Genomic DNA, 19477 nt, shown 5'->3' on the forward strand with positions numbered 1-19477 from the left:
GCATATCCTGGGCCTGTACAGGCCAGACGGTTTGCGCCGTATGTGTGGTGGCCTGCTGGTTTAGCTCAGAGACATGTTGTCCTCCGGTAAATTCAGGCATTCAGCATAAAATTTTTCTTTTTTTACCGTTAGCGTTTATTGATTTAAATTTAAATATTTTTGCTGCTGTAGCGAATAACAATAAATGATAGGGCGCAGCGCGAATCAGAATTTTTCAGGAAGTGAGACGATATTTTGTAAATAGCCACCGCGGGCAAAGGTAATATAACCGCCTTTCTTTAATGCTGACAAGACATTGAGAATACTGCTACGCGACAGATGGGTCCGGTCCTGAATATATTCAAGAATAGACACGCGCTGTCGGGTCTCTGCGGTTAATAGCATCATTTCCAGCAGATGGTTACGGATCACTGAATAGGTTCGCTGTTGCAGGACCAGATCGTCACGATACACCATATACGATGTATGATAGGCCAGCAGGCTGGTGACCTCCTCCCAAAGATTATGCTGGCGAAATAGCGCCGAAGCCCGATCATAGTCGATACGTAGCAGCTCGGAAGAGACCTCCGCCCGCAGGCTATGGCTGCGGCTGGGCTGCAGCATTTCCGCCACGCCGAAAAGGTGTGGTTCATAGACGGTCACCATCAATAGCTTATCGGAATTACGAATAATCGACAGCTCACCTTTTTTAAAAATAAAGAGCTGGGTTTTGCCTTTATATTCCCAGGTGAGTCTTTTTCTGGCGATCGCGTTAACGGGCGTCGCGTGTGGCTCAAGCACATCGATCAGTCGGTCAATGGCCTTTTGCGGCCTGATCGGCGGTTTAATATTCATGATGTTTATCACCAGATATGAATTAATCAATTGAGGCTATTATAGTCAACAATTTTGCTGACCGGGCGATAAGGAAAAAATGCCTCTTTTCGATTTTTCTGGCGCTGACGGGTAACAAAAAATAAAAAGCCGGCGGGGGGCCGCCGGCGGAGAGCAAACATCGTCAGGCGATTATTTGCCTTTGTTTTCCAGATTCTCAACCTGTGGTAAACCGGTTGCTGAGGAGGCGCTCAGCAGGCCAGACTGCGCGTAGCCGAACAGCTTCTCGCGGGTATCGGTGATATCCAGATTACGCATAGTCAGCTGGCCGATACGGTCTTCAGCGGTAAACATGGAATCACCTTTTTCCATGGTCAGACGCTCTGCTTTATAGGTCAGGTTGTCAGATACCGTATTGAGGATTGAGTAGTCGTTACCGCGACGCAGCTCAAGGGTAACCTCACCCGTGATCTGGCTGGCGACCCAGCGCTGCAGAGAATCACGCAGCATCAGCGCCTGGGAGTCGAACCAGCGGCCCTGATACAGCAGGCGGCCCAGCTGACGACCGTGGGCGTGATATTGCTCGATAGTATCTTCGTTATGGATACCGGTCAGCAGACGCTCGTAGGCGATATGCAGTAGCGCCATCCCGGGGGCTTCATAGATGCCGCGACTTTTCGCTTCGATAATCCGGTTTTCGATCTGGTCACTCATGCCCAGGCCGTGACGACCGCCGATGCGGTTGGCTTCCAGCATCATCTCGACGTCATCGGCGAAAGTTTTGCCGTTCAGCGCCACCGGATGGCCCTGCTCAAAGCGAACGGTCACCTCTTCCGCAGGGATCTTCACGTTTTCGTCCCAGAACTTCACGCCCATAATCGGGTTGACGATCTTGACGCTGGAGTTCAGGAATTCGAGATCTTTCGCTTCATGGGTCGCGCCGAGCATATTGGAGTCGGTGGAGTAGGCTTTCTCGACCGACATCTTGTAATCAAAGCCGCAGGCGATCATAAATTCGGACATTTCGTGACGACCGCCGAGCTCATTGATAAAGTCGCTGTCCAGCCACGGTTTGTAAATCTGCAGTTCAGCGTTGGTCAGCAGGCCATAACGATAGAAACGTTCGATATCGTTGCCTTTATAGGTGCTGCCATCGCCCCAGATGTTGACGCCGTCTTCTTTCATTGCGGCTACCAGCATGGTGCCGGTGACCGCGCGGCCTAGCGGCGTGGTGTTGAAGTAGGTCAACCCACCGGTGGTGTTATGGAAAGCGCCACACTGAATCGCCGCGATCCCTTCTGCGACCAGCTGTTTGCGGCAGTCGATCAGACGGGCGCCTTCAGCGCCGTACTCTTTCGCGCGGCGCGGGATCGCATCGTAGTCGTCTTCGTCCGGTTGACCCAGGTTAGCGGTATATGCATAAGGCACGGCGCCTTTTTTGCGCATCCATAACAGCGCGGCGCTGGTATCCAGTCCACCAGAGAAAGCGATACCAATACGTTGACCAACCGGGAGATGCTTGAGAATCGTCGTCATAAAATAAAACCCTGCTCGATAGACTGTGGTGAGTTCGACCCAACAACCTTAACTGCATTTTTATGCATTAATTGTGAGTATTCATTTAACCATCTTTTACTGGCGACAGGAAGGGCTTCATCATCTTTTTGCTAAAAAAGACTGAAATACCAGCATAAACGGCAATCGGGGGCGATAAATGTATGTTGACAAAATATACTAATTGCCGTTACAATTCATCCCGATTTTATGTCCCGTCTTCGGTACCAAATCCCAGCAGTATTTGCGTCTTTTACTCAAAAAGAGTAAAATATGCCACGTTTCAGGCGCGGGGTGGAGCAGCCTGGTAGCTCGTCGGGCTCATAACCCGAAGGTCGTCGGTTCAAATCCGGCCCCCGCAACCACTTTCCCATTAAGTACTTTTTCAAATATACTGTGAGGACTAAGTGTCCTTCGTAGCCGGATTTGAAAGAATTCTTGCGGAAGGTGTTCCAGATCGCCATGGCGATCTCAGGGTTCAGTTATCTAAAGCCCCGATTTATCGGGGTTTTTTGTTATCTGACTTCAGAATAACTGGGCTATACGCCCTTTTTTTATGTCTTGGGGGTGGGTTTGTCCACATTAGAGCAAAAATTGACAGAGATGCTCACAGCGCCGGTTGAAGCGCTTGGCTTTGAGCTGGTCGGCATCGAATTTATTCGCGGTCGCACATCCACACTGCGCATCTATATTGATAGTGAAGATGGCATCAACGTTGATGATTGTGCTGATGTGAGCCACCAGGTAAGCGCCGTCATGGATGTCGAAGACCCGATCACTGTCGCTTACAACCTGGAAGTCTCTTCGCCTGGTCTTGACCGTCCGATGTTCACCGCCGAACACTATCAACGTTTCACTGGCGAAGAAGTTGCGCTGGTGCTGCGCATGGCGGTTCAGAACCGCCGCAAATGGCAGGGCATTATCAAAGCGGTAGACGGTGAGATGATCACGGTAACCGTCGAAGGCAAAGATGAAGTGTTCGCGCTGAGTAACATCCAGAAGGCGAACCTGGTTCCCCACTTTTAACAGTCTGGATTGAGGTGAAAGGCCCCGATGAACAAAGAAATTTTGGCTGTTGTTGAAGCCGTTTCCAACGAAAAAGCGCTGCCGCGTGAGAAAATTTTCGAAGCGCTGGAAAGCGCGCTGGCAACGGCCACCAAGAAAAAATACGAACAAGAGATCGACGTTCGCGTAGAAATCGACCGCAAGAGCGGCGATTTCGATACTTTCCGTCGCTGGCTGGTAGTTGAAGAAGTCACCCAGCCGACGCGTGAGATCACTCTCGAAGCCGCGCGTTTTGAAGATGAAAGCATGAACGTCGGCGACTATGTCGAAGATCAGATTGAATCTGTTACCTTCGACCGTATCACCACGCAGACCGCTAAACAGGTTATCGTGCAGAAAGTCCGCGAAGCCGAGCGCGCGATGGTGGTCGATCAGTTCCGCGAGCACGAAGGTGAGATCATCACCGGCGTGGTGAAAAAAGTGAACCGCGACAACATCACTCTGGATCTGGGTAACAACGCTGAAGCCGTGATCCTGCGTGAAGATATGCTGCCGCGTGAAAACTTCCGTCCGGGCGACCGCATTCGCGGCGTATTGTACGCTGTCCGTCCGGAAGCGCGTGGCGCCCAGCTGTTCGTGACCCGTTCCAAACCTGAGATGCTGATCGAATTGTTCCGCATCGAAGTGCCGGAAATCGGTGAAGAAGTGCTGGAGATCAAAGCGGCGGCTCGCGATCCGGGTTCTCGTGCCAAAATCGCGGTGAAAACCAACGACAAGCGCATCGACCCGGTTGGCGCTTGCGTCGGTATGCGCGGTGCGCGCGTGCAGGCTGTGTCGACTGAGCTGGGCGGCGAACGCATCGATATCGTCCTGTGGGATGATAACCCGGCGCAGTTCGTCATTAATGCCATGGCGCCGGCAGATGTCGCGTCCATCGTGGTGGATGAAGATAAACACACCATGGATATCGCGGTAGAAGCGGGCAACCTGGCGCAGGCGATTGGCCGTAACGGCCAGAACGTCCGCCTGGCTTCGCAGCTCAGCGGCTGGGAACTCAACGTGATGACCGTTGACGATCTGCAGGCTAAGCACCAGGCGGAAGCGCATGCCGCTATCGATACCTTCACCAAATATCTCGATATTGATGAAGATTTCGCGACAGTGCTGGTTGAAGAAGGCTTCTCCTCGCTGGAAGAGCTGGCCTATGTGCCGATGAAAGAACTGCTGGAAATCGACGGTCTGGATGAAGCCACCGTTGAAGCACTTCGTGAGCGTGCGAAAAACGCACTGACTACGCTGGCGCTAGCTCAGGAAGAGAGCCTGGGCGATAACAAACCTGCCGATGATCTGTTGAATCTGGAAGGTTTGGATCGTGCCCTGGCATTCAAACTGGCTGCCCGTGGTGTTTGTACGCTGGAAGATCTCGCCGAGCAGGGCGTTGATGACCTGGCTGATATCGAAGGGATGACCGACGAGAAAGCTGGCGAGCTCATCATGGCCGCTCGCAACATTTGTTGGTTCGGCGACGAAGCGTAATAAACTGTAGCAGGAAGGAACAGCATGACAGATGTGACTATTAAAGCGCTGGCCTCAGAAATTCAGACCTCTGTGGATCGCCTGATACAGCAATTTGCTGACGCAGGTATTCGCAAATCGGCTGATGATTCTGTGACCGCGCAAGAGAAACAAACTTTGTTGACGCACCTGAACCGTGAACACGGCTCGGCGCCAGACAAGCTGACGTTGCAGCGTAAAACGCGCAGTACGTTGAATATTCCAGGTACCGGTGGAAAGAGTAAATCGGTACAAATCGAAGTCCGCAAGAAACGCACCTTTGTGAAACGCGATCCGCAAGAGGCTGAACGCCTGGCCGCGGAAGAGCAGGCGCAGCGTGAAGCGGAAGAGCAGGCCCGTCGTGAAGCTGAAGAAGCAGCAAAACGCGAGGCGCAATTAAAAGCTGAACGTGAGGCCGCAGAACAAGCTAAACGTGAAGTCGCTGATAAAGCGAAACGTGAAGCTGCGGAAAAAGACAAAGTGAGCAATCAACATACCGACGAAATGACCAAAACCGCCCAGGCTGAAAAGATCCGCCGTGAGAACGAAGCCGCGGAACTGAAGCGCAAATCGGAAGAAGAAGCACGCCGCAAACTTGAAGAAGAAGCGCGCCGTGTAGCGGAAGAAGCACGCCGTATGGCAGAAGAAAACGAAAAAAATTGGTCTGAAACGTCAGACAGCCCGGAAGATAGCAGCGACTATCACGTCACCACGTCACAGCATGCTCGTCAGGCTGAAGATGATAACGATCGTGAAGTCGAAGGCGGCCGTGGCCGTAGCCGTAGCAGCAAAGCGGCGCGTCCGGCGAAGAAAGGCAACAAACACGCTGAATCTAAAGCTGACCGTGAAGAAGCCCGTGCGGCCGTTCGCGGTGGTAAAGGCGGTAAGCACCGTAAAGGTTCCGCTCTGCAGCAGGGCTTCCAGAAGCCGGCGCAGGCCGTTAACCGTGACGTTATCATCGGCGAAACCATCACCGTTGGTGAACTGGCTAACAAGATGGCGGTGAAAGGTTCTCAGGTCATCAAAGCGATGATGAAGCTGGGCGCGATGGCGACCATCAACCAGGTCATCGACCAGGAAACCGCGCAGCTGGTTGCCGAAGAGATGGGCCACAAAGTTATCCTGCGTCGTGAAAACGAACTGGAAGAAGCAGTAATGAGCGACCGTGACACCGGCGCTGCGGCTGAACCGCGCGCACCGGTTGTGACCATCATGGGTCACGTTGACCACGGTAAAACCTCGCTGCTGGACTATATCCGTTCGACCAAGGTTGCCTCCGGTGAAGCGGGTGGTATTACCCAGCACATCGGTGCTTACCACGTCGAAACCGACAACGGCATGATCACCTTCCTGGATACCCCGGGCCACGCCGCGTTTACCTCCATGCGTGCTCGTGGTGCGCAGGCGACGGATATCGTGGTTCTGGTGGTGGCGGCAGACGACGGCGTGATGCCGCAGACTATCGAAGCTATCCAGCACGCTAAAGCGGCGCAGGTACCGGTTGTGGTTGCGGTGAACAAAATCGATAAGCCAGAAGCCGATCCGGACCGCGTGAAGAACGAACTGTCCCAGTACGGCATCCTGCCGGAAGAGTGGGGCGGCGAGAGCCAGTTCGTCCACGTTTCCGCGAAAGCCGGTACCGGCATCGACGACCTGCTGGACGCGATCCTGCTGCAGGCTGAAGTTCTCGAACTGAAAGCGGTTCGTAACGGGATGGCGAGCGGCGCGGTCATCGAATCCTTCCTCGATAAAGGTCGTGGTCCGGTGGCTACCGTTCTGGTTCGCGAAGGTACCCTGCATAAGGGCGATATCGTCCTGTGTGGCTTTGAGTATGGCCGCGTGCGTGCGATGCGTGACGAACTGGGCCGCGAAGTGCTGGAAGCGGGTCCGTCCATTCCGGTGGAAATCCTCGGTCTGTCCGGTGTGCCGGCTGCCGGTGATGAAGTGACCGTGGTTCGTGACGAGAAGAAAGCACGTGAAGTGGCGCTGTATCGTCAGGGCAAATTCCGTGAAGTTAAGCTCGCGCGTCAGCAGAAATCTAAGCTGGAAAACATGTTCGCGAACATGACCGAAGGCGAAGTTCACGAAGTGAATATCGTGCTGAAAGCGGACGTACAGGGTTCTGTCGAAGCGATTTCCGATTCCTTACTGAAACTGTCTACCGACGAAGTGAAAGTGAAGATCATCGGTTCCGGCGTAGGTGGTATCACCGAAACCGACGCCACCCTGGCGGCTGCGTCCAACGCGATTCTGGTTGGCTTCAACGTTCGTGCTGATGCCTCTGCGCGTAAAGTTATCGAAGCGGAAAGCCTGGATCTGCGTTACTACTCCGTCATCTATAACCTGATCGACGAAGTGAAAGCGGCGATGAGCGGCATGCTGTCTCCGGAACTGAAACAGCAGATCATCGGTCTGGCTGAAGTGCGTGATGTCTTTAAATCGCCGAAGTTCGGCGCCATCGCGGGCTGTATGGTTACCGAAGGGACGATCAAACGTCACAACCCAATCCGCGTTCTGCGCGACAACGTGGTTATCTATGAAGGCGAGCTGGAATCCCTGCGTCGCTTCAAAGATGACGTTAACGAAGTCCGTAACGGCATGGAATGTGGTATCGGTGTGAAGAACTACAACGACGTTCGCGTTGGCGATATGATTGAAGTGTTCGAAATCATCGAAATTCAGCGTAGCATCGATTAATCATCGGATGGCTAAGCAGCCGGGGAAGCGAAGCGCCACCCGGCAATCATTTTAAAAAGGGGCTTTTGGCCCCTTTTTTGTCTTTATTCTGGAGAATTTATTATGGCGAAAGAATTTGGTCGCCCGCAGCGCGTGGCCCAGGAGATGCAAAAAGAGATTGCCATCATCCTGCAGCGTGAAATTAAAGATCCGCGTCTGGGCATGATGACCACTGTTTCCGGTGTGGAAATGTCCCGTGATTTGGCCTATGCCAAAGTGTATGTCACCTTCCTGAACGACAAAGATGAAGCCGCGGTGAAAGCGGGCATCAAAGCGCTGCAGGAAGCCTCTGGCTTTATCCGCTCTCTGCTGGGTAAAGCGATGCGTCTGCGCATCGTACCGGAACTGACTTTCTTCTACGACAACTCACTGGTGGAAGGGATGCGCATGTCCAACCTGGTTACCAGCGTGGTGAAACACGACGATGAGCGCCGTGTGAACCCGGACGACAGCAAGGAGGACTGATGAGTCGTCCTCGTCGTCGCGGTCGCGACGTGCACGGCGTGTTGTTGCTGGACAAGCCTCAGGGTGCCTCCAGCAACGATGTGCTGCAGAAAGTAAAGCGTATTTATAACGCCAACCGCGCCGGGCATACCGGCGCGCTGGATCCGCTGGCGACCGGTATGCTGCCGATCTGCCTTGGCGAAGCGACCAAGTTTTCCCAGTATCTGCTGGACTCCGATAAACGCTACCGCGTGATCGCCAAACTGGGCCAGCGCACCGATACCTCCGATGCCGATGGCCAGGTGGTGGAAGAGCGTCCGCTGACCTTTAGCGACGAACAGCTGGCGGCAGCGCTGGACAGCTTCCGCGGCGAGACGCAGCAGGTGCCATCGATGTATTCGGCGCTGAAATATCAGGGTAAGAAGTTGTACGAATATGCTCGCCAGGGGATTGAGGTCCCGCGGGAAGCCCGGCCGATTACGGTCTACGAGCTGCTGTTTATTCGCCATGAAGGCGATGAGCTGGAGCTGGAGATCCACTGCTCGAAAGGCACCTACATCCGGACGATTATCGATGATTTAGGTGAGAAGCTCGGCTGCGGCGCGCACGTGATTTTCCTGCGTCGCCTGGCGGTGAGTAAATACCCGGTTGAGCGGATGGTGACCCTTGAGCAGCTGCAGGCGCTGGTCGATCAGGCGGCGGCGCAGGATATTCCTGCCGCGCAGTTGCTCGATCCGCTGCTGATGCCGATGGACAGCCCGGCTTCAGATTACCCGCTGGTGACGATTCCGGAAACTTCCGCAGTCTACTTTAAGAACGGTAACCCGGTACGCCAGTCAGGCGCGCCGCTTAACGGCCTGGTGCGGGTGATGGAAAGCGAATCCGGCAAGTTTCTCGGCATGGGCGAAATTGACGATGAAGGCCGCGTGGCGCCGCGTCGTCTGGTGGTGGAATACCCGGCGTAAGCGCTTTTCTTGCGATAAAAGCCTGCTACGAGTAGAATATCGCCGCTTAACGTCCGCTAACGTGTTTTAACATTTTCGGGCGTTGCATCAGGGGTCGCTGAATTAGAGATCGGCACCCTTTCTTTCTTTTAATTTTTGGAGTTCTAAAATGTCTCTAAGCGTTGAAGCTAAAGCAAAAATCGTTTCTGAGTTTGGTCGTGGCGAAAACGACAGCGGTTCTACCGAAGTTCAGGTTGCACTGCTGACCGCACAGATCAACCACCTGCAGGGCCACTTTGCAGAGCACAAAAAAGATCACCACAGCCGTCGTGGTCTGCTGCGCATGGTTTCTCAGCGTCGTAAACTGCTCGACTACCTGAAACGTAAAGATGTTGCACGTTACTCTGCGCTGATCGAGCGTCTGGGTCTGCGTCGCTAATTCTGCGAGTTTCAGAAAAAGGGGCCTGACGGCCCCTTTTTTCGACCGGGCGGCAGCAATTCATTCAAAACTCATGTATTGTTGCTAGTAATGATCTTCATGCAGAGGTTCGCGCGGCTAATGAGAGGCTTCATCCGCAGGGGCGGGTAAAGGTTGTCATTAGTCGCGAGGATGCAGAGGATCGGGTCAATAGACGCTATGTCGTAGATATGGCGTGATTTATAGATAAAAAGGATAGAATTTTGCTTAATCCGATCGTTCGTAAATTCCAGTACGGCCAGCATACCGTGACCCTGGAAACCGGCATGATGGCGCGCCAGGCAACGGCCGCTGTGATGGTTAGCATGGATGACACCGCGGTATTCGTGACCGTTGTGGGTCAGAAAAAAGCGAAGCCAGGCCAGGACTTTTTCCCGCTGACTGTTAACTACCAGGAGCGTACCTACGCTGCCGGTAAAATCCCGGGTGGTTTCTTCCGTCGTGAAGGCCGTCCAAGCGAAGGCGAAACCCTGATCGCGCGTCTGATTGACCGCCCGGTTCGCCCGCTGTTCCCGGAAGGCTTCGTTAACGAAGTTCAGGTTATCGCTACCGTTGTTTCCGTTAACCCGCAGGTTAACCCGGATATCGTCGCGATGATCGGCGCTTCCGCGGCGCTGTCTCTGTCCGGTATTCCGTTCAATGGCCCCATCGGCGCCGCGCGCGTGGGTTACATCAACGACCAGTACGTACTGAACCCAACCCAGGAAGAGCTGAAGTCCAGCAAACTGGATCTGGTGGTTGCCGGTACCGAAGCGGCTGTGCTGATGGTTGAATCCGAAGCTGAACTGCTGAGCGAAGACCAGATGCTGGGCGCGGTGGTCTTTGGCCACGAGCAGCAGCAGATTGTTATTCAGAACATCAACGACCTGGTGAAAGAAGCCGGAAAACCGCGTTGGGACTGGCAGCCGGAAGCCGTCAACGAAGCGCTGAACGCGCGCGTTGCTGCGCTGGCTGAATCCCGCCTGAGCGATGCTTACCGTATCACCGACAAACAAGAGCGTTACGCTCAGGTTGACGTGATCAAATCTGAAACCATCGCCACGCTGGTTGCTGAAGATGAAACCCTGGACGCTAACGAGCTGGGTGAGATTCTGCACGCTATCGAGAAAAACGTGGTTCGTAGCCGCGTACTGGCAGGCGAGCCGCGTATTGATGGTCGCGAAAAAGATATGATCCGTGGTCTGGACGTTCGTACCGGCGTACTGCCGCGTACTCACGGTTCCGCACTGTTCACCCGCGGCGAAACGCAGGCGCTGGTTACCGCGACTCTGGGTACCGCACGCGATGCGCAGAACATCGACGAACTGATGGGCGAGCGTACCGACTCCTTCCTGTTCCACTACAACTTCCCTCCGTACTCCGTAGGCGAAACTGGCATGGTGGGTTCTCCGAAGCGTCGTGAAATCGGTCACGGTCGTCTGGCGAAGCGCGGCGTACTGGCCGTGATGCCGACTATTGAAGAATTCCCGTACACCGTTCGCGTGGTATCGGAAATCACCGAATCTAACGGTTCTTCTTCCATGGCTTCTGTCTGCGGTGCTTCTCTGGCGCTGATGGACGCCGGCGTGCCGGTAAAAGCCGCTGTGGCGGGTATCGCCATGGGCCTGGTGAAAGAAGGCGACAACTTCGTCGTGCTGTCTGACATCCTGGGTGACGAAGACCACCTCGGCGATATGGACTTCAAAGTCGCGGGTTCCCGCGATGGTATCTCTGCGCTGCAGATGGATATCAAAATTGAAGGTATCACCAAAGAAATCATGCAGGTTGCTCTGAACCAGGCTAAAGGTGCGCGTCTGCACATCCTGGGCGTGATGGAACAGGCGATTAACGCGCCGCGCGGCGACATCTCTGAATTCGCACCGCGTATCCACACCATCAAGATCAACCCGGACAAGATCAAAGACGTTATCGGTAAAGGCGGCTCTGTTATCCGTGCCCTGACCGAAGAAACCGGCACCACCATCGAAATCGAAGATGACGGTACCGTGAAGATCGCAGCGACCGACGGTGATAAAGCGCAACACGCTATCCGTCGTATTGAAGAGATCACCGCTGAGATCGAAGTTGGCCGTATCTACAATGGTAAAGTGACCCGTATCGTTGACTTTGGCGCATTCGTTGCCATCGGCGGCGGTAAAGAAGGTCTGGTTCACATCTCGCAGATCGCTGACAAGCGCGTTGAGAAAGTGACTGACTATCTGCAGATGGGTCAGGAAGTGCCGGTTAAGGTTCTGGAAGTTGACCGTCAGGGCCGTGTCCGTCTGAGCATTAAAGAAGCAACTGAACAGACTCCGTCTGCCGCAGCGCCGGAAGCTCCGGCCGCCGAGCAGGGCGAGTAAGGTTGCCGTTAGCCCTCCGCTTTTGCGGAGGGCGTTTTACGGGCAGGACGCCTCGTTTGCAGCCGGGGAACAGGACGTTCATCCAATCGTTGTCTTCGGGAGTGGGAAATGAAGCCTTTTTTGCGCTGGTGTTTCGTGGCGACAGCTCTCACGCTGGCAGGATGCAGTAGCACCGCCTGGCGTAAGGACGCCGTCCTCGCAGTACCATTGCAACCGACTTTACAGCAAGAAGTGATTCTGGCACGCATGGAACAAATTCTTGCCAGTCGGGCTTTATCCGATGACGAACGCGCACAGCTTTTATATGAGCGCGGAGTGTTGTATGATAGTCTCGGTCTGAGGGCATTAGCGCGAAATGATTTTTCACAAGCGCTGGCAATCCGACCCGATATGCCTGAAGTATTTAACTACTTAGGCATTTACTTAACGCAGGCAGGCAATTTTGATGCTGCCTATGAAGCGTTTGATTCTGTACTTGAGCTTGATCCAACTTACAACTACGCGCACTTGAACCGCGGCATCGCCCTGTATTACGGCGGCCGGGCTAAGTTAGCGCAAGATGATCTGCTGGCGTTTTATCAAGACGATCCCAATGATCCTTTCCGTAGCCTGTGGCTTTATATCGCCGAGCGTAAACTCGACGAGAAGCGGGCGCTTGAAGCACTCAGAGAGCGCTTAAACAAGTCGGACAAAGAACAATGGGGATGGAACATTGTCGAGTTCTACCTTGGCGACATTAGCGAAAAAGAGCTGATGACTCGTCTGAAGGCAGACGCAACGGATAACACCTCGCTCGCTGAGCATCTCAGTGAAACCAACTTCTATTTAGGTAAGTACTACCTAAGTCTGGGGGACAAGGACAGCGCTACGGCACTGTTCAAACTGGCGGTCGCCAACAACGTACACAACTACGTTGAGCACCGATACGCATTGTTGGAATTATCGCTCTTGGGCCAGGAGCAAGATGACCTGGCAGAATCGGACCAGCAATAGCTGACGAACACATCAGCCCATAGTTTTTTGCTTGCCATCACCTTCGCGGGTGAGGGCGTTGTTGTTCGTTAATACACCTACTTTGAGCCGGTTCACACTTTTCAATGAAAATTACCGTAAATTTTCACGATGAGTTATGTAGACTGGCCGCCATTAATTTTGAGGCACACGTACTACATGGCTGAATTCGAAACCACTTTTGCAGATCTGGGCCTGAAGGCTCCTATCCTTGAAGCGCTCACCGATCTGGGTTACGAAAAACCATCTCCGATCCAGGCTGAGTGCATTCCGCATCTGCTGGACGGCCGCGACGTTCTGGGTATGGCCCAGACCGGTAGCGGTAAAACCGCAGCGTTCTCTTTACCGCTGCTGAACAACATTGATCCTGAGCTAAGAGCACCGCAGATTCTGGTGCTGGCGCCGACCCGCGAGCTGGCGGTACAGGTTGCTGAAGCAATGACGGAATTCTCTAAACATATGCGCGGCGTGAACGTGGTTGCCCTGTACGGCGGCCAGCGTTATGACGTGCAGCTGCGCGCCCTGCGTCAGGGGCCGCAGATCGTCGTCGGTACCCCGGGTCGTCTGCTGGACCACCTGAAGCGCGGCACCCTGGACCTCTCTAAACTGAGCGGCCTGGTACTGGATGAAGCAGATGAAATGCTGCGCATGGGCTTTATCGAAGACGTAGAAACCATTATGGCGCAGATCCCGGAAGGGCATCAGACCGCGCTGTTCTCCGCCACCATGCCGGAAGCGATTCGTCGCATTACCCGCCGCTTTATGAAAGAGCCGCAGGAAGTGCGCATTCAGTCCAGCGTCACTACGCGTCCAGACATCAGCCAGAGCTACTGGACTGCCTACGGCATGCGTAAAAACGAAGCGCTGGTGCGTTTCCTGGAAGCGGAAGATTTTGATGCGGCGATAATCTTCGTTCGTACCAAAAACGCGACCCTGGAAGTGGCTGAAGCGCTGGAGCGTAATGGCTATAACAGCGCAGCGCTGAACGGCGACATGAACCAGGCGCTGCGTGAGCAGACCCTGGAGCGTCTGAAAGACGGTCGTCTGGATATCCTGATTGCGACTGACGTTGCAGCCCGCGGTCTGGACGTTGAGCGTATCAGCCTGGTGGTGAACTACGACATCCCGATGGATTCAGAATCCTACGTTCACCGTATCGGCCGTACCGGTCGTGCCGGTCGTGCTGGCCGCGCGCTGCTGTTCGTTGAGAACCGCGAGCGTCGTCTGCTGCGCAACATCGAACGCACAATGAAGCTGACCATTCCTGAAGTGGAACTGCCGAACGCAGAGCTGCTGAGCAAGCGTCGTCTGGAAAAATTCGCCGCGAAAGTTCAGCAGCAGCTGGAAAGCAGCGATCTGGATCAGTACCGTGCGCTGCTGGCGAAAATCCAGCCGACGGCGGAAGGCGAAGAGCTGGACGTGGAAACGCTGGCTGCTGCGCTGCTGAAGATGGCTCAGGGTGAACGTTCGCTGATCGTTCCGCCGGACGCGCCGATGCGTCCTAAGCGTGAGTTCCGTGACCGCGACGATCGCTTCGAGCGTCGTGGCGACCGTAACGATCGCGCTCCGCGCGGCGATCGCGAAGATCGTCCGAAGCGTGAACGTCGTGACGTAGGTGATATGGAACTGTATCGCATTGAAGTGGGTCGCGATGACGGCGTTGAAGTACGTCATATCGTTGGCGCGATTGCCAATGAAGGCGATATCAGCAGCCGTTACATCGGTAACATCAAGCTGTTCGCTTCTCACTCCACTATCGAACTGCCGAAAGGGATGCCGGGCGAAGTGCTGCAGCACTTTACTCGTACCCGCATCCTGAACAAACCGATGAACATGCAGCTGCTGGGCGATGCGCAGCCGCGCACTGAACGTCGTGGCGGCGGTGAGCGTCGTGAAGGCGGTCGTGGCTTCGGCGGTGAGCGTCGTGAAGGCGGCCGTGGCTTCGGTGGTGAGCGTCGTGAAGGCGGTCGTGGTGATGGTCGTCGTTTCAGCGGCGAACGTCGTGAAGGCCGTGCGCCGCGTCGTGATGATGCATCCGCGCCGCGCCGTGATGACTCTGCCGGTCGCCGTCGCTTCGGTGGCGATGCGTAATTAACGCAGCCCGTTAGCGTAAACTAAATAATACAGCCCCGATCGTCATGATTGGGGCTTTTTTTATTTCTTTTGTACTCGTGTACTGGTACAGTGCGTCATGCTCAACGTGAGCGAAGTATTTTCGACTGGAGATTTCGGTAAATGGCGACACTAACCACTACGGCAGCCCGTCCGTCCTTGTTTGGCGGCGTGGTGATTATCGGCGGCACGATTATCGGCGCGGGTATGTTCTCGCTGCCGGTGGTGATGTCCGGCGCGTGGTTCTTCTGGTCGCTGGCGGCGCTGGTCTTCACCTGGTTCTGCATGTTGCACTCCGGTCTGATGATCCTGGAGGCCAACCTTAACTACCGCATCGGCTCCAGCTTCGACACCATCACCAAAGACCTGCTCGGCAAGGGCTGGAACCTGGTGAACGGCGTGTCGATCGCCTTTGTACTGTATATCCTGACCTATGCCTATATCTCAGCCAGCGGCTCGATCCTCCACCACACTTTTAGCGAGATGTCGCTGGACGTGCCGGCGCGCGCGGCGGGCTTCGGCTTTGCGCTGCTGGTGGCGTTTATCGTCTGGATGAGCACCAAAGCGGTGAGTCGTATGACGGCCATTGTGCTCGGCGCCAAGGTGATCACTTTTTTTCTGACTTTCGGCAGCCTGCTGGGGCACGTCGAGCCGACGACGCTGTTTAACGTCGCGGAAAAGAACGCTTCCTACGCGCCCTATCTGCTGATGACGCTGCCGTTTTGTCTGGCCTCATTTGGCTACCACGGCAACGTGCCGAGCCTGATGAAATACTATGGTAAAGATCCGCGGACCATCATCCGCTGCTTAACCTACGGTACGCTGCTGGCGCTGGGTCTGTACGTGGTATGGCTGCTGGTGACGATGGGGAACATCCCGCGTCCGCAGTTTATCGATATCGCGCAGAAGGGCGGCAACATTGATGTGCTGGTGCAGGCGCTGAGCGGCGTACTGAACAGCCGGAGCCTGGATCTGCTGCTGGTGGTGTTCTCTAACTTTGCCGTCGCCAGTTCGTTTCTCGGCGTGACGCTGGGGCTTTTCGACTACCTGGCGGATCTGTTTGGCTTTGACGATAGCGCGATGGGGCGCTTTAAAACCGCGCTGTTGACCTTTATCCCGCCGATGATCGGCGGGCTGGTGAAACCAGATGGTTTCCTTTACGCCATCGGCTATGCCGGCCTGGCGGCGACCATCTGGGCGGCGATTGTGCCGGCGCTGCTGGCCCGCGCCTCACGCCAACGCTTCGGTAGCCCACTGTTCCGCGTGTGGGGCGGAACGCCGATGATTGTGCTGATCCTGCTGTTTGGCTTCGGCAATGCGGTTGTACATATCCTGTCGAGCGTCAATCTGCTGCCGGTTTATCAGTAAGTTTTATTTTATCTGAGCCAGAATTACCGATCTGGCTCAATATATATATGCATACATTCTCTTATTATCAGATAAAGGTTATTTTAAATAAGGGAATGTTTATATGCCTGAGCAGGACATAACTTTGCGCAAACTGGAGATTTTTCTGGGATATATGGATACCATGAATATTTCTAAGACGGCAGAAATCATGCATATTTCTCCGGTTAGCGTACATCGTGCCTTGCATTCTTTGGAGGATAATTTACGCTGCGATCTTTTCACACACAATGGCCGGAATTTACATCCCCTCCCCGGCGCATGGGTAATGCAAAAGCAGGCCCGCGAGGTGATCAATGCAATGGAACGCTGTATTTATCTGACGCGTGAGGCTTCAGGATACCATTCTCCTGCATTACGCTTAGGCCTACTCTATTCACTAGTATTAAAAACGGCACCGCAGATAGTACAGGGATTGAAGAAGCGGCGCCCTGAGCTTTCAATTGAGTTTATCATGAACTCTAATAAGAAATTATTAGAAGCGCTAAATGAAGGCAATATCGATGCGGCATTAATCTCTACGCCTGATGAGTATAATTCAAATTTATTTGAAACCTGGACGATATTTTCAGATTCGATTTATTTAGCGGTTCCTGTGCAGGATGCGGATACGCTACAAATCCCCGTTGATCTCTCCCGTTTACAGAGTAAAAAATTTATTGCCTTGAGTGAAGGGTTCGCTACCTGGAGAGGTTTTCAGCAGGCCTTCCGTATCGCTGGCTTTGAACCGGATATTGCGGTTCGGGTACACGACATTTTTTCGTTAATGAGCATGGTAAATGCCGGAGTGGGTTACACTCTCATACCCGGTCGCATGCGCGGGCTTTTTAGGAGTGGGATACGCCTGTTACCTTTGCAGGAAGCTTATCGCATGGAACAAGAAATTTCGCTCGTTTTTCCCCGTAGTCAGGAAAATCATCCTGGACTGCTATCTCTTCTCGCAGAATGCCGTATGTATGCCAGGCAGCTTATGCGAGAGAATAACGATGTAGACAAAGCCCCATGATTTCCTGGGTAATCCGCTGATAAACCTGAGCTTCGCCGTACATGGCGACGACGAGCCACCGGGAGGTGCTGACTAAGGCGATTTTCAGACGGATATGATCACCGGTGATGGTGTTGGTTAACGCGTGGGTCAGCGCCTGGCGGCTGAGTGAGCATAAGGTGAAAATGGCCGACTCCTGCCTGGTGATGATCTGATTCTTTAACGCACAGCCGATGACGCAGCGCTGCAGCTTGTTTCGCAGCTCGTCAGAGGTGCCGCTGATAAACGCAAAGCCGATTCGGTGTTCGGGTTTATCGGCCAGTAACTTTTGCCGGAAAATCTCCTCTTCCTCCTGGGTGCATAGTGAGGCCTGTATCGCAATTTGCCCGGGCTTCATACGTTGAAATGAATACATAAGTCTCCCTGGCGCCTGTTGCACAAAACAACAGGCGCATGCGGTTAAAAGAACGGGGCTAAAGAGAGATAGAGCGCAGACGGCGCCAGCAGGCAGCCCAGGCCGGTATAGAAGGTGGCTGTCATTGCGCCATAAGGGACAAGTTTCGGGTCAGTCGCCGCCAGCCCTGCCGCCACGCCGCTAGTAGAACCCATCAACCCGCCATATACAATGGCTGCAGCGGGAGAGTTCAGTCCGGCGGCTTTGGCAACCAGCGGCGTGACAATCATGATGGCGATAGATTTAATCACCCCGGCAGCGATACTGAGCGCGATCACATCGGAGCTTGCACCAAGCGCCGCACCGGTAACCGGGCCGACGATAAAGGTCACCGCGCCGCCGCCGATAGTCGCCATGCTGACCGCATCGGTATAGCCGAAGGCCCAGGCAACAATTGCTCCCAGGTAGAAGGAGAGTACGGTGGAGACGATCAGCGCCAGCGCGCCCGCGAGGCCCGCTTTTTTCAGCTCGTCAAGCTTCACGCCAAAGGCGGTGGCGATAATGGCAAAATCACGGAACATGCCGCCGCCCATCAGCGCAATACCGCTAAAAATCGTGATGTCGGAAAGCCCTTTTTTGCCGCCGGTGAGTTCGCCGCCGAGCCAGGCCAGCAGCAGGCCTGCGGCAATGGCGATCGCTGAACTGTGAATTTTACCGCGAAAGACGTGGGTCGAGATCCAGGCCGCGACCCAGCAGACAATGCCAACCACCACAAAAGCGGTGATCAGGGCATTGCTGGTGAAGTTACTGGTAAGAATCTTTGTAAGTTGTTCCATTCTTTATGCTCTCCACCGGTTAGTCTGCTGAACGTGCCATCGTGCTTTTGCTGCCGATTTTGCTCAGTGGCTTAATCAGCAGAAAACCAATCACGACTGCGCCAAGGCCAGCAATTAGCGCCACCGGGCCTCCTTTGAGCGCGGCCACAACGTTCTGGTTCGCGGACATGGCGACAACGATAGGGATATACATCGCGTTCCAGAATCCAACCCCCTGTTCGGCGGGTTTAGACAACAGCCCCTTTTCCGTCAGCTTCTGGGAAATAACGACTAAAAACAGCATGGCAAAGCCGACGCCGCCGATATTGGCGGAAATTCCAAGCAGCAAACCCAAAAGATCGCCGACAATTAACCCGGCGAACATGCACAATCCCATTAACATCAATCCGTAAATAATCATGATGTTTCTCTTTCTATAACCACACTAAAAGCATAAGAGACTACCCGAACCGGGAAATGACAATAAAGTAAGACAAGGGCTTTTAGCACAGTATGTTTTTATGATGCGGACAGTCAACAGTAAATTTATTCGTACACACCCTGCCTGTCATATCAGCGAAATGTTTATCGCTGATATGACTGAGGCATAATGGTTATATCACAAAGGAATGCCGCACTATTTATTTAGTATTAAAAACGTGACACTCTACTCAGCGGAAATTTCGAATAAGACCATGCCTGGGTTTATGCGATCGCCTGCGTTCACCGCCAATGACTTTAATACACCAGCCTCCGGCGAGGCGACAGGCATTTTCATTTTCATGGCCTCAAGAATAACAACCGGCTGGCCTTTTTCAATTTTATCGCCCACTGCGGCTTTAACTTCATCGACCACACCCGGTACTTTTGATTTAACTTCAGACAT

18 protein-coding genes and 1 tRNA gene are annotated in these 19477 nt (G+C 54.0%); 13 read left to right on the top strand and 6 right to left on the bottom strand.

From position 1 onward, the window contains the following. Positions 1-204: 204 nt before the first annotated feature. Positions 205-834: a winged helix-turn-helix transcriptional regulator gene (locus ACKLKD_RS08290; RefSeq protein ID WP_080924507.1), complete on the bottom strand. Its 630-nt coding sequence runs from the start codon at positions 832-834 to the stop codon at positions 205-207. A 171-nt stretch (positions 835-1005) separates the two neighbouring features. Next, entirely contained in the window at positions 1006-2349 is a 1344-nt protein-coding gene (gene argG / locus ACKLKD_RS08295) for an argininosuccinate synthase (protein ID WP_004144895.1), read from the bottom strand. Between the two features lie 306 nt (positions 2350-2655). Here argG and ACKLKD_RS08300 point away from each other — a divergent pair. The 13 genes from ACKLKD_RS08300 (at position 2656) to ACKLKD_RS08360 (ending at position 17403) form a co-directional block, all read left to right on the top strand. Next, positions 2656-2732, top strand: a tRNA-Met gene (locus ACKLKD_RS08300). Between the two features lie 208 nt (positions 2733-2940). After that, positions 2941-3393, top strand: coding sequence for a ribosome maturation factor RimP (gene rimP, locus ACKLKD_RS08305; protein ID WP_002918364.1), 453 nt, complete (start codon positions 2941-2943; stop codon positions 3391-3393). Between the two features lie 27 nt (positions 3394-3420). Then, positions 3421-4908: a transcription termination factor NusA gene (nusA, locus tag ACKLKD_RS08310; RefSeq protein WP_002918252.1), complete on the top strand. Its 1488-nt coding sequence runs from the start codon at positions 3421-3423 to the stop codon at positions 4906-4908. Between the two features lie 24 nt (positions 4909-4932). After that, positions 4933-7623, top strand: a complete 2691-nt coding sequence (gene infB / locus ACKLKD_RS08315; protein WP_008806629.1) for a translation initiation factor IF-2 — start codon at positions 4933-4935, stop codon at positions 7621-7623. A 102-nt stretch (positions 7624-7725) separates the two neighbouring features. Next, positions 7726-8127, top strand: a complete 402-nt coding sequence (gene rbfA / locus ACKLKD_RS08320) for a 30S ribosome-binding factor RbfA (protein ID WP_002918248.1) — start codon at positions 7726-7728, stop codon at positions 8125-8127. Continuing rightward, positions 8127-9071, top strand: coding sequence for a tRNA pseudouridine(55) synthase TruB (truB, locus tag ACKLKD_RS08325; RefSeq protein ID WP_023291116.1), 945 nt, complete (start codon positions 8127-8129; stop codon positions 9069-9071). The genes rbfA and truB overlap by 1 nt, the downstream gene beginning before the upstream one ends. 148 nt (positions 9072-9219) lie before the next feature. Continuing rightward, complete coding sequence (gene rpsO / locus ACKLKD_RS08330; protein ID WP_002918244.1) at positions 9220-9489, top strand: 30S ribosomal protein S15; 270 nt, start codon at positions 9220-9222, stop codon at positions 9487-9489. A 242-nt stretch (positions 9490-9731) separates the two neighbouring features. Then, complete coding sequence (gene pnp, locus ACKLKD_RS08335) at positions 9732-11867, top strand: polyribonucleotide nucleotidyltransferase (protein WP_004150944.1); 2136 nt, start codon at positions 9732-9734, stop codon at positions 11865-11867. 108 nt (positions 11868-11975) lie between these two features. After that, positions 11976-12860 (top strand): lipoprotein NlpI, encoded by an 885-nt coding sequence (gene nlpI / locus ACKLKD_RS08340; RefSeq protein WP_002918241.1) that lies wholly within the window; start codon positions 11976-11978, stop codon positions 12858-12860. A gap of 104 nt (positions 12861-12964) precedes the next feature. Next, the gene (gene yrbN / locus ACKLKD_RS08345) at positions 12965-13045 is read left to right on the top strand and encodes a protein YrbN (protein WP_085903200.1); all 81 of its coding nucleotides are present in this window, start codon (positions 12965-12967) and stop codon (positions 13043-13045) included. Beyond that, the gene (deaD, locus tag ACKLKD_RS08350) at positions 13038-14969 is read left to right on the top strand and encodes an ATP-dependent RNA helicase DeaD (protein WP_025712528.1); all 1932 of its coding nucleotides are present in this window, start codon (positions 13038-13040) and stop codon (positions 14967-14969) included. The genes yrbN and deaD overlap by 8 nt, the downstream gene beginning before the upstream one ends. Before the next feature lie 144 nt (positions 14970-15113). Next, positions 15114-16358 carry a tryptophan permease gene (gene mtr, locus ACKLKD_RS08355; RefSeq protein WP_080924503.1) on the top strand — a complete coding sequence of 415 codons (1245 nt, stop codon included), beginning with the start codon at positions 15114-15116 and terminating at the stop codon, positions 16356-16358. A gap of 103 nt (positions 16359-16461) precedes the next feature. Continuing rightward, positions 16462-17403, top strand: coding sequence for a LysR family transcriptional regulator (locus ACKLKD_RS08360; RefSeq protein ID WP_080924502.1), 942 nt, complete (start codon positions 16462-16464; stop codon positions 17401-17403). On the opposite strand, the gene ACKLKD_RS08365 is transcribed toward ACKLKD_RS08360, so the two are convergent. The 4 genes from ACKLKD_RS08365 to ACKLKD_RS08380 form a co-directional block, all read right to left on the bottom strand. Next, a complete protein-coding gene (locus tag ACKLKD_RS08365; protein ID WP_080924501.1) occupies positions 17366-17797 on the bottom strand; it encodes a HutP family protein in 432 nt (143 codons plus the stop codon). The two genes, ACKLKD_RS08360 and ACKLKD_RS08365, sit on opposite strands and share 38 nt — an antisense overlap. Before the next feature lie 44 nt (positions 17798-17841). Beyond that, positions 17842-18612, bottom strand: a complete 771-nt coding sequence (gene madM, locus ACKLKD_RS08370) for a malonate transporter subunit MadM (protein WP_080924500.1) — start codon at positions 18610-18612, stop codon at positions 17842-17844. Between the two features lie 19 nt (positions 18613-18631). Next, complete coding sequence (gene madL, locus ACKLKD_RS08375; RefSeq protein ID WP_080924499.1) at positions 18632-19012, bottom strand: malonate transporter subunit MadL; 381 nt, start codon at positions 19010-19012, stop codon at positions 18632-18634. Between the two features lie 246 nt (positions 19013-19258). Continuing rightward, positions 19259-19477: an acetyl-CoA carboxylase biotin carboxyl carrier protein subunit gene (locus tag ACKLKD_RS08380; protein WP_080924498.1), complete on the bottom strand. Its 219-nt coding sequence runs from the start codon at positions 19475-19477 to the stop codon at positions 19259-19261.

Origin of the sequence: Klebsiella sp. 10982 (assembly GCF_048589245.1) — a bacterium.
Classification (GTDB): Bacteria; Pseudomonadota; Gammaproteobacteria; order Enterobacterales; family Enterobacteriaceae; genus Klebsiella; species Klebsiella quasivariicola.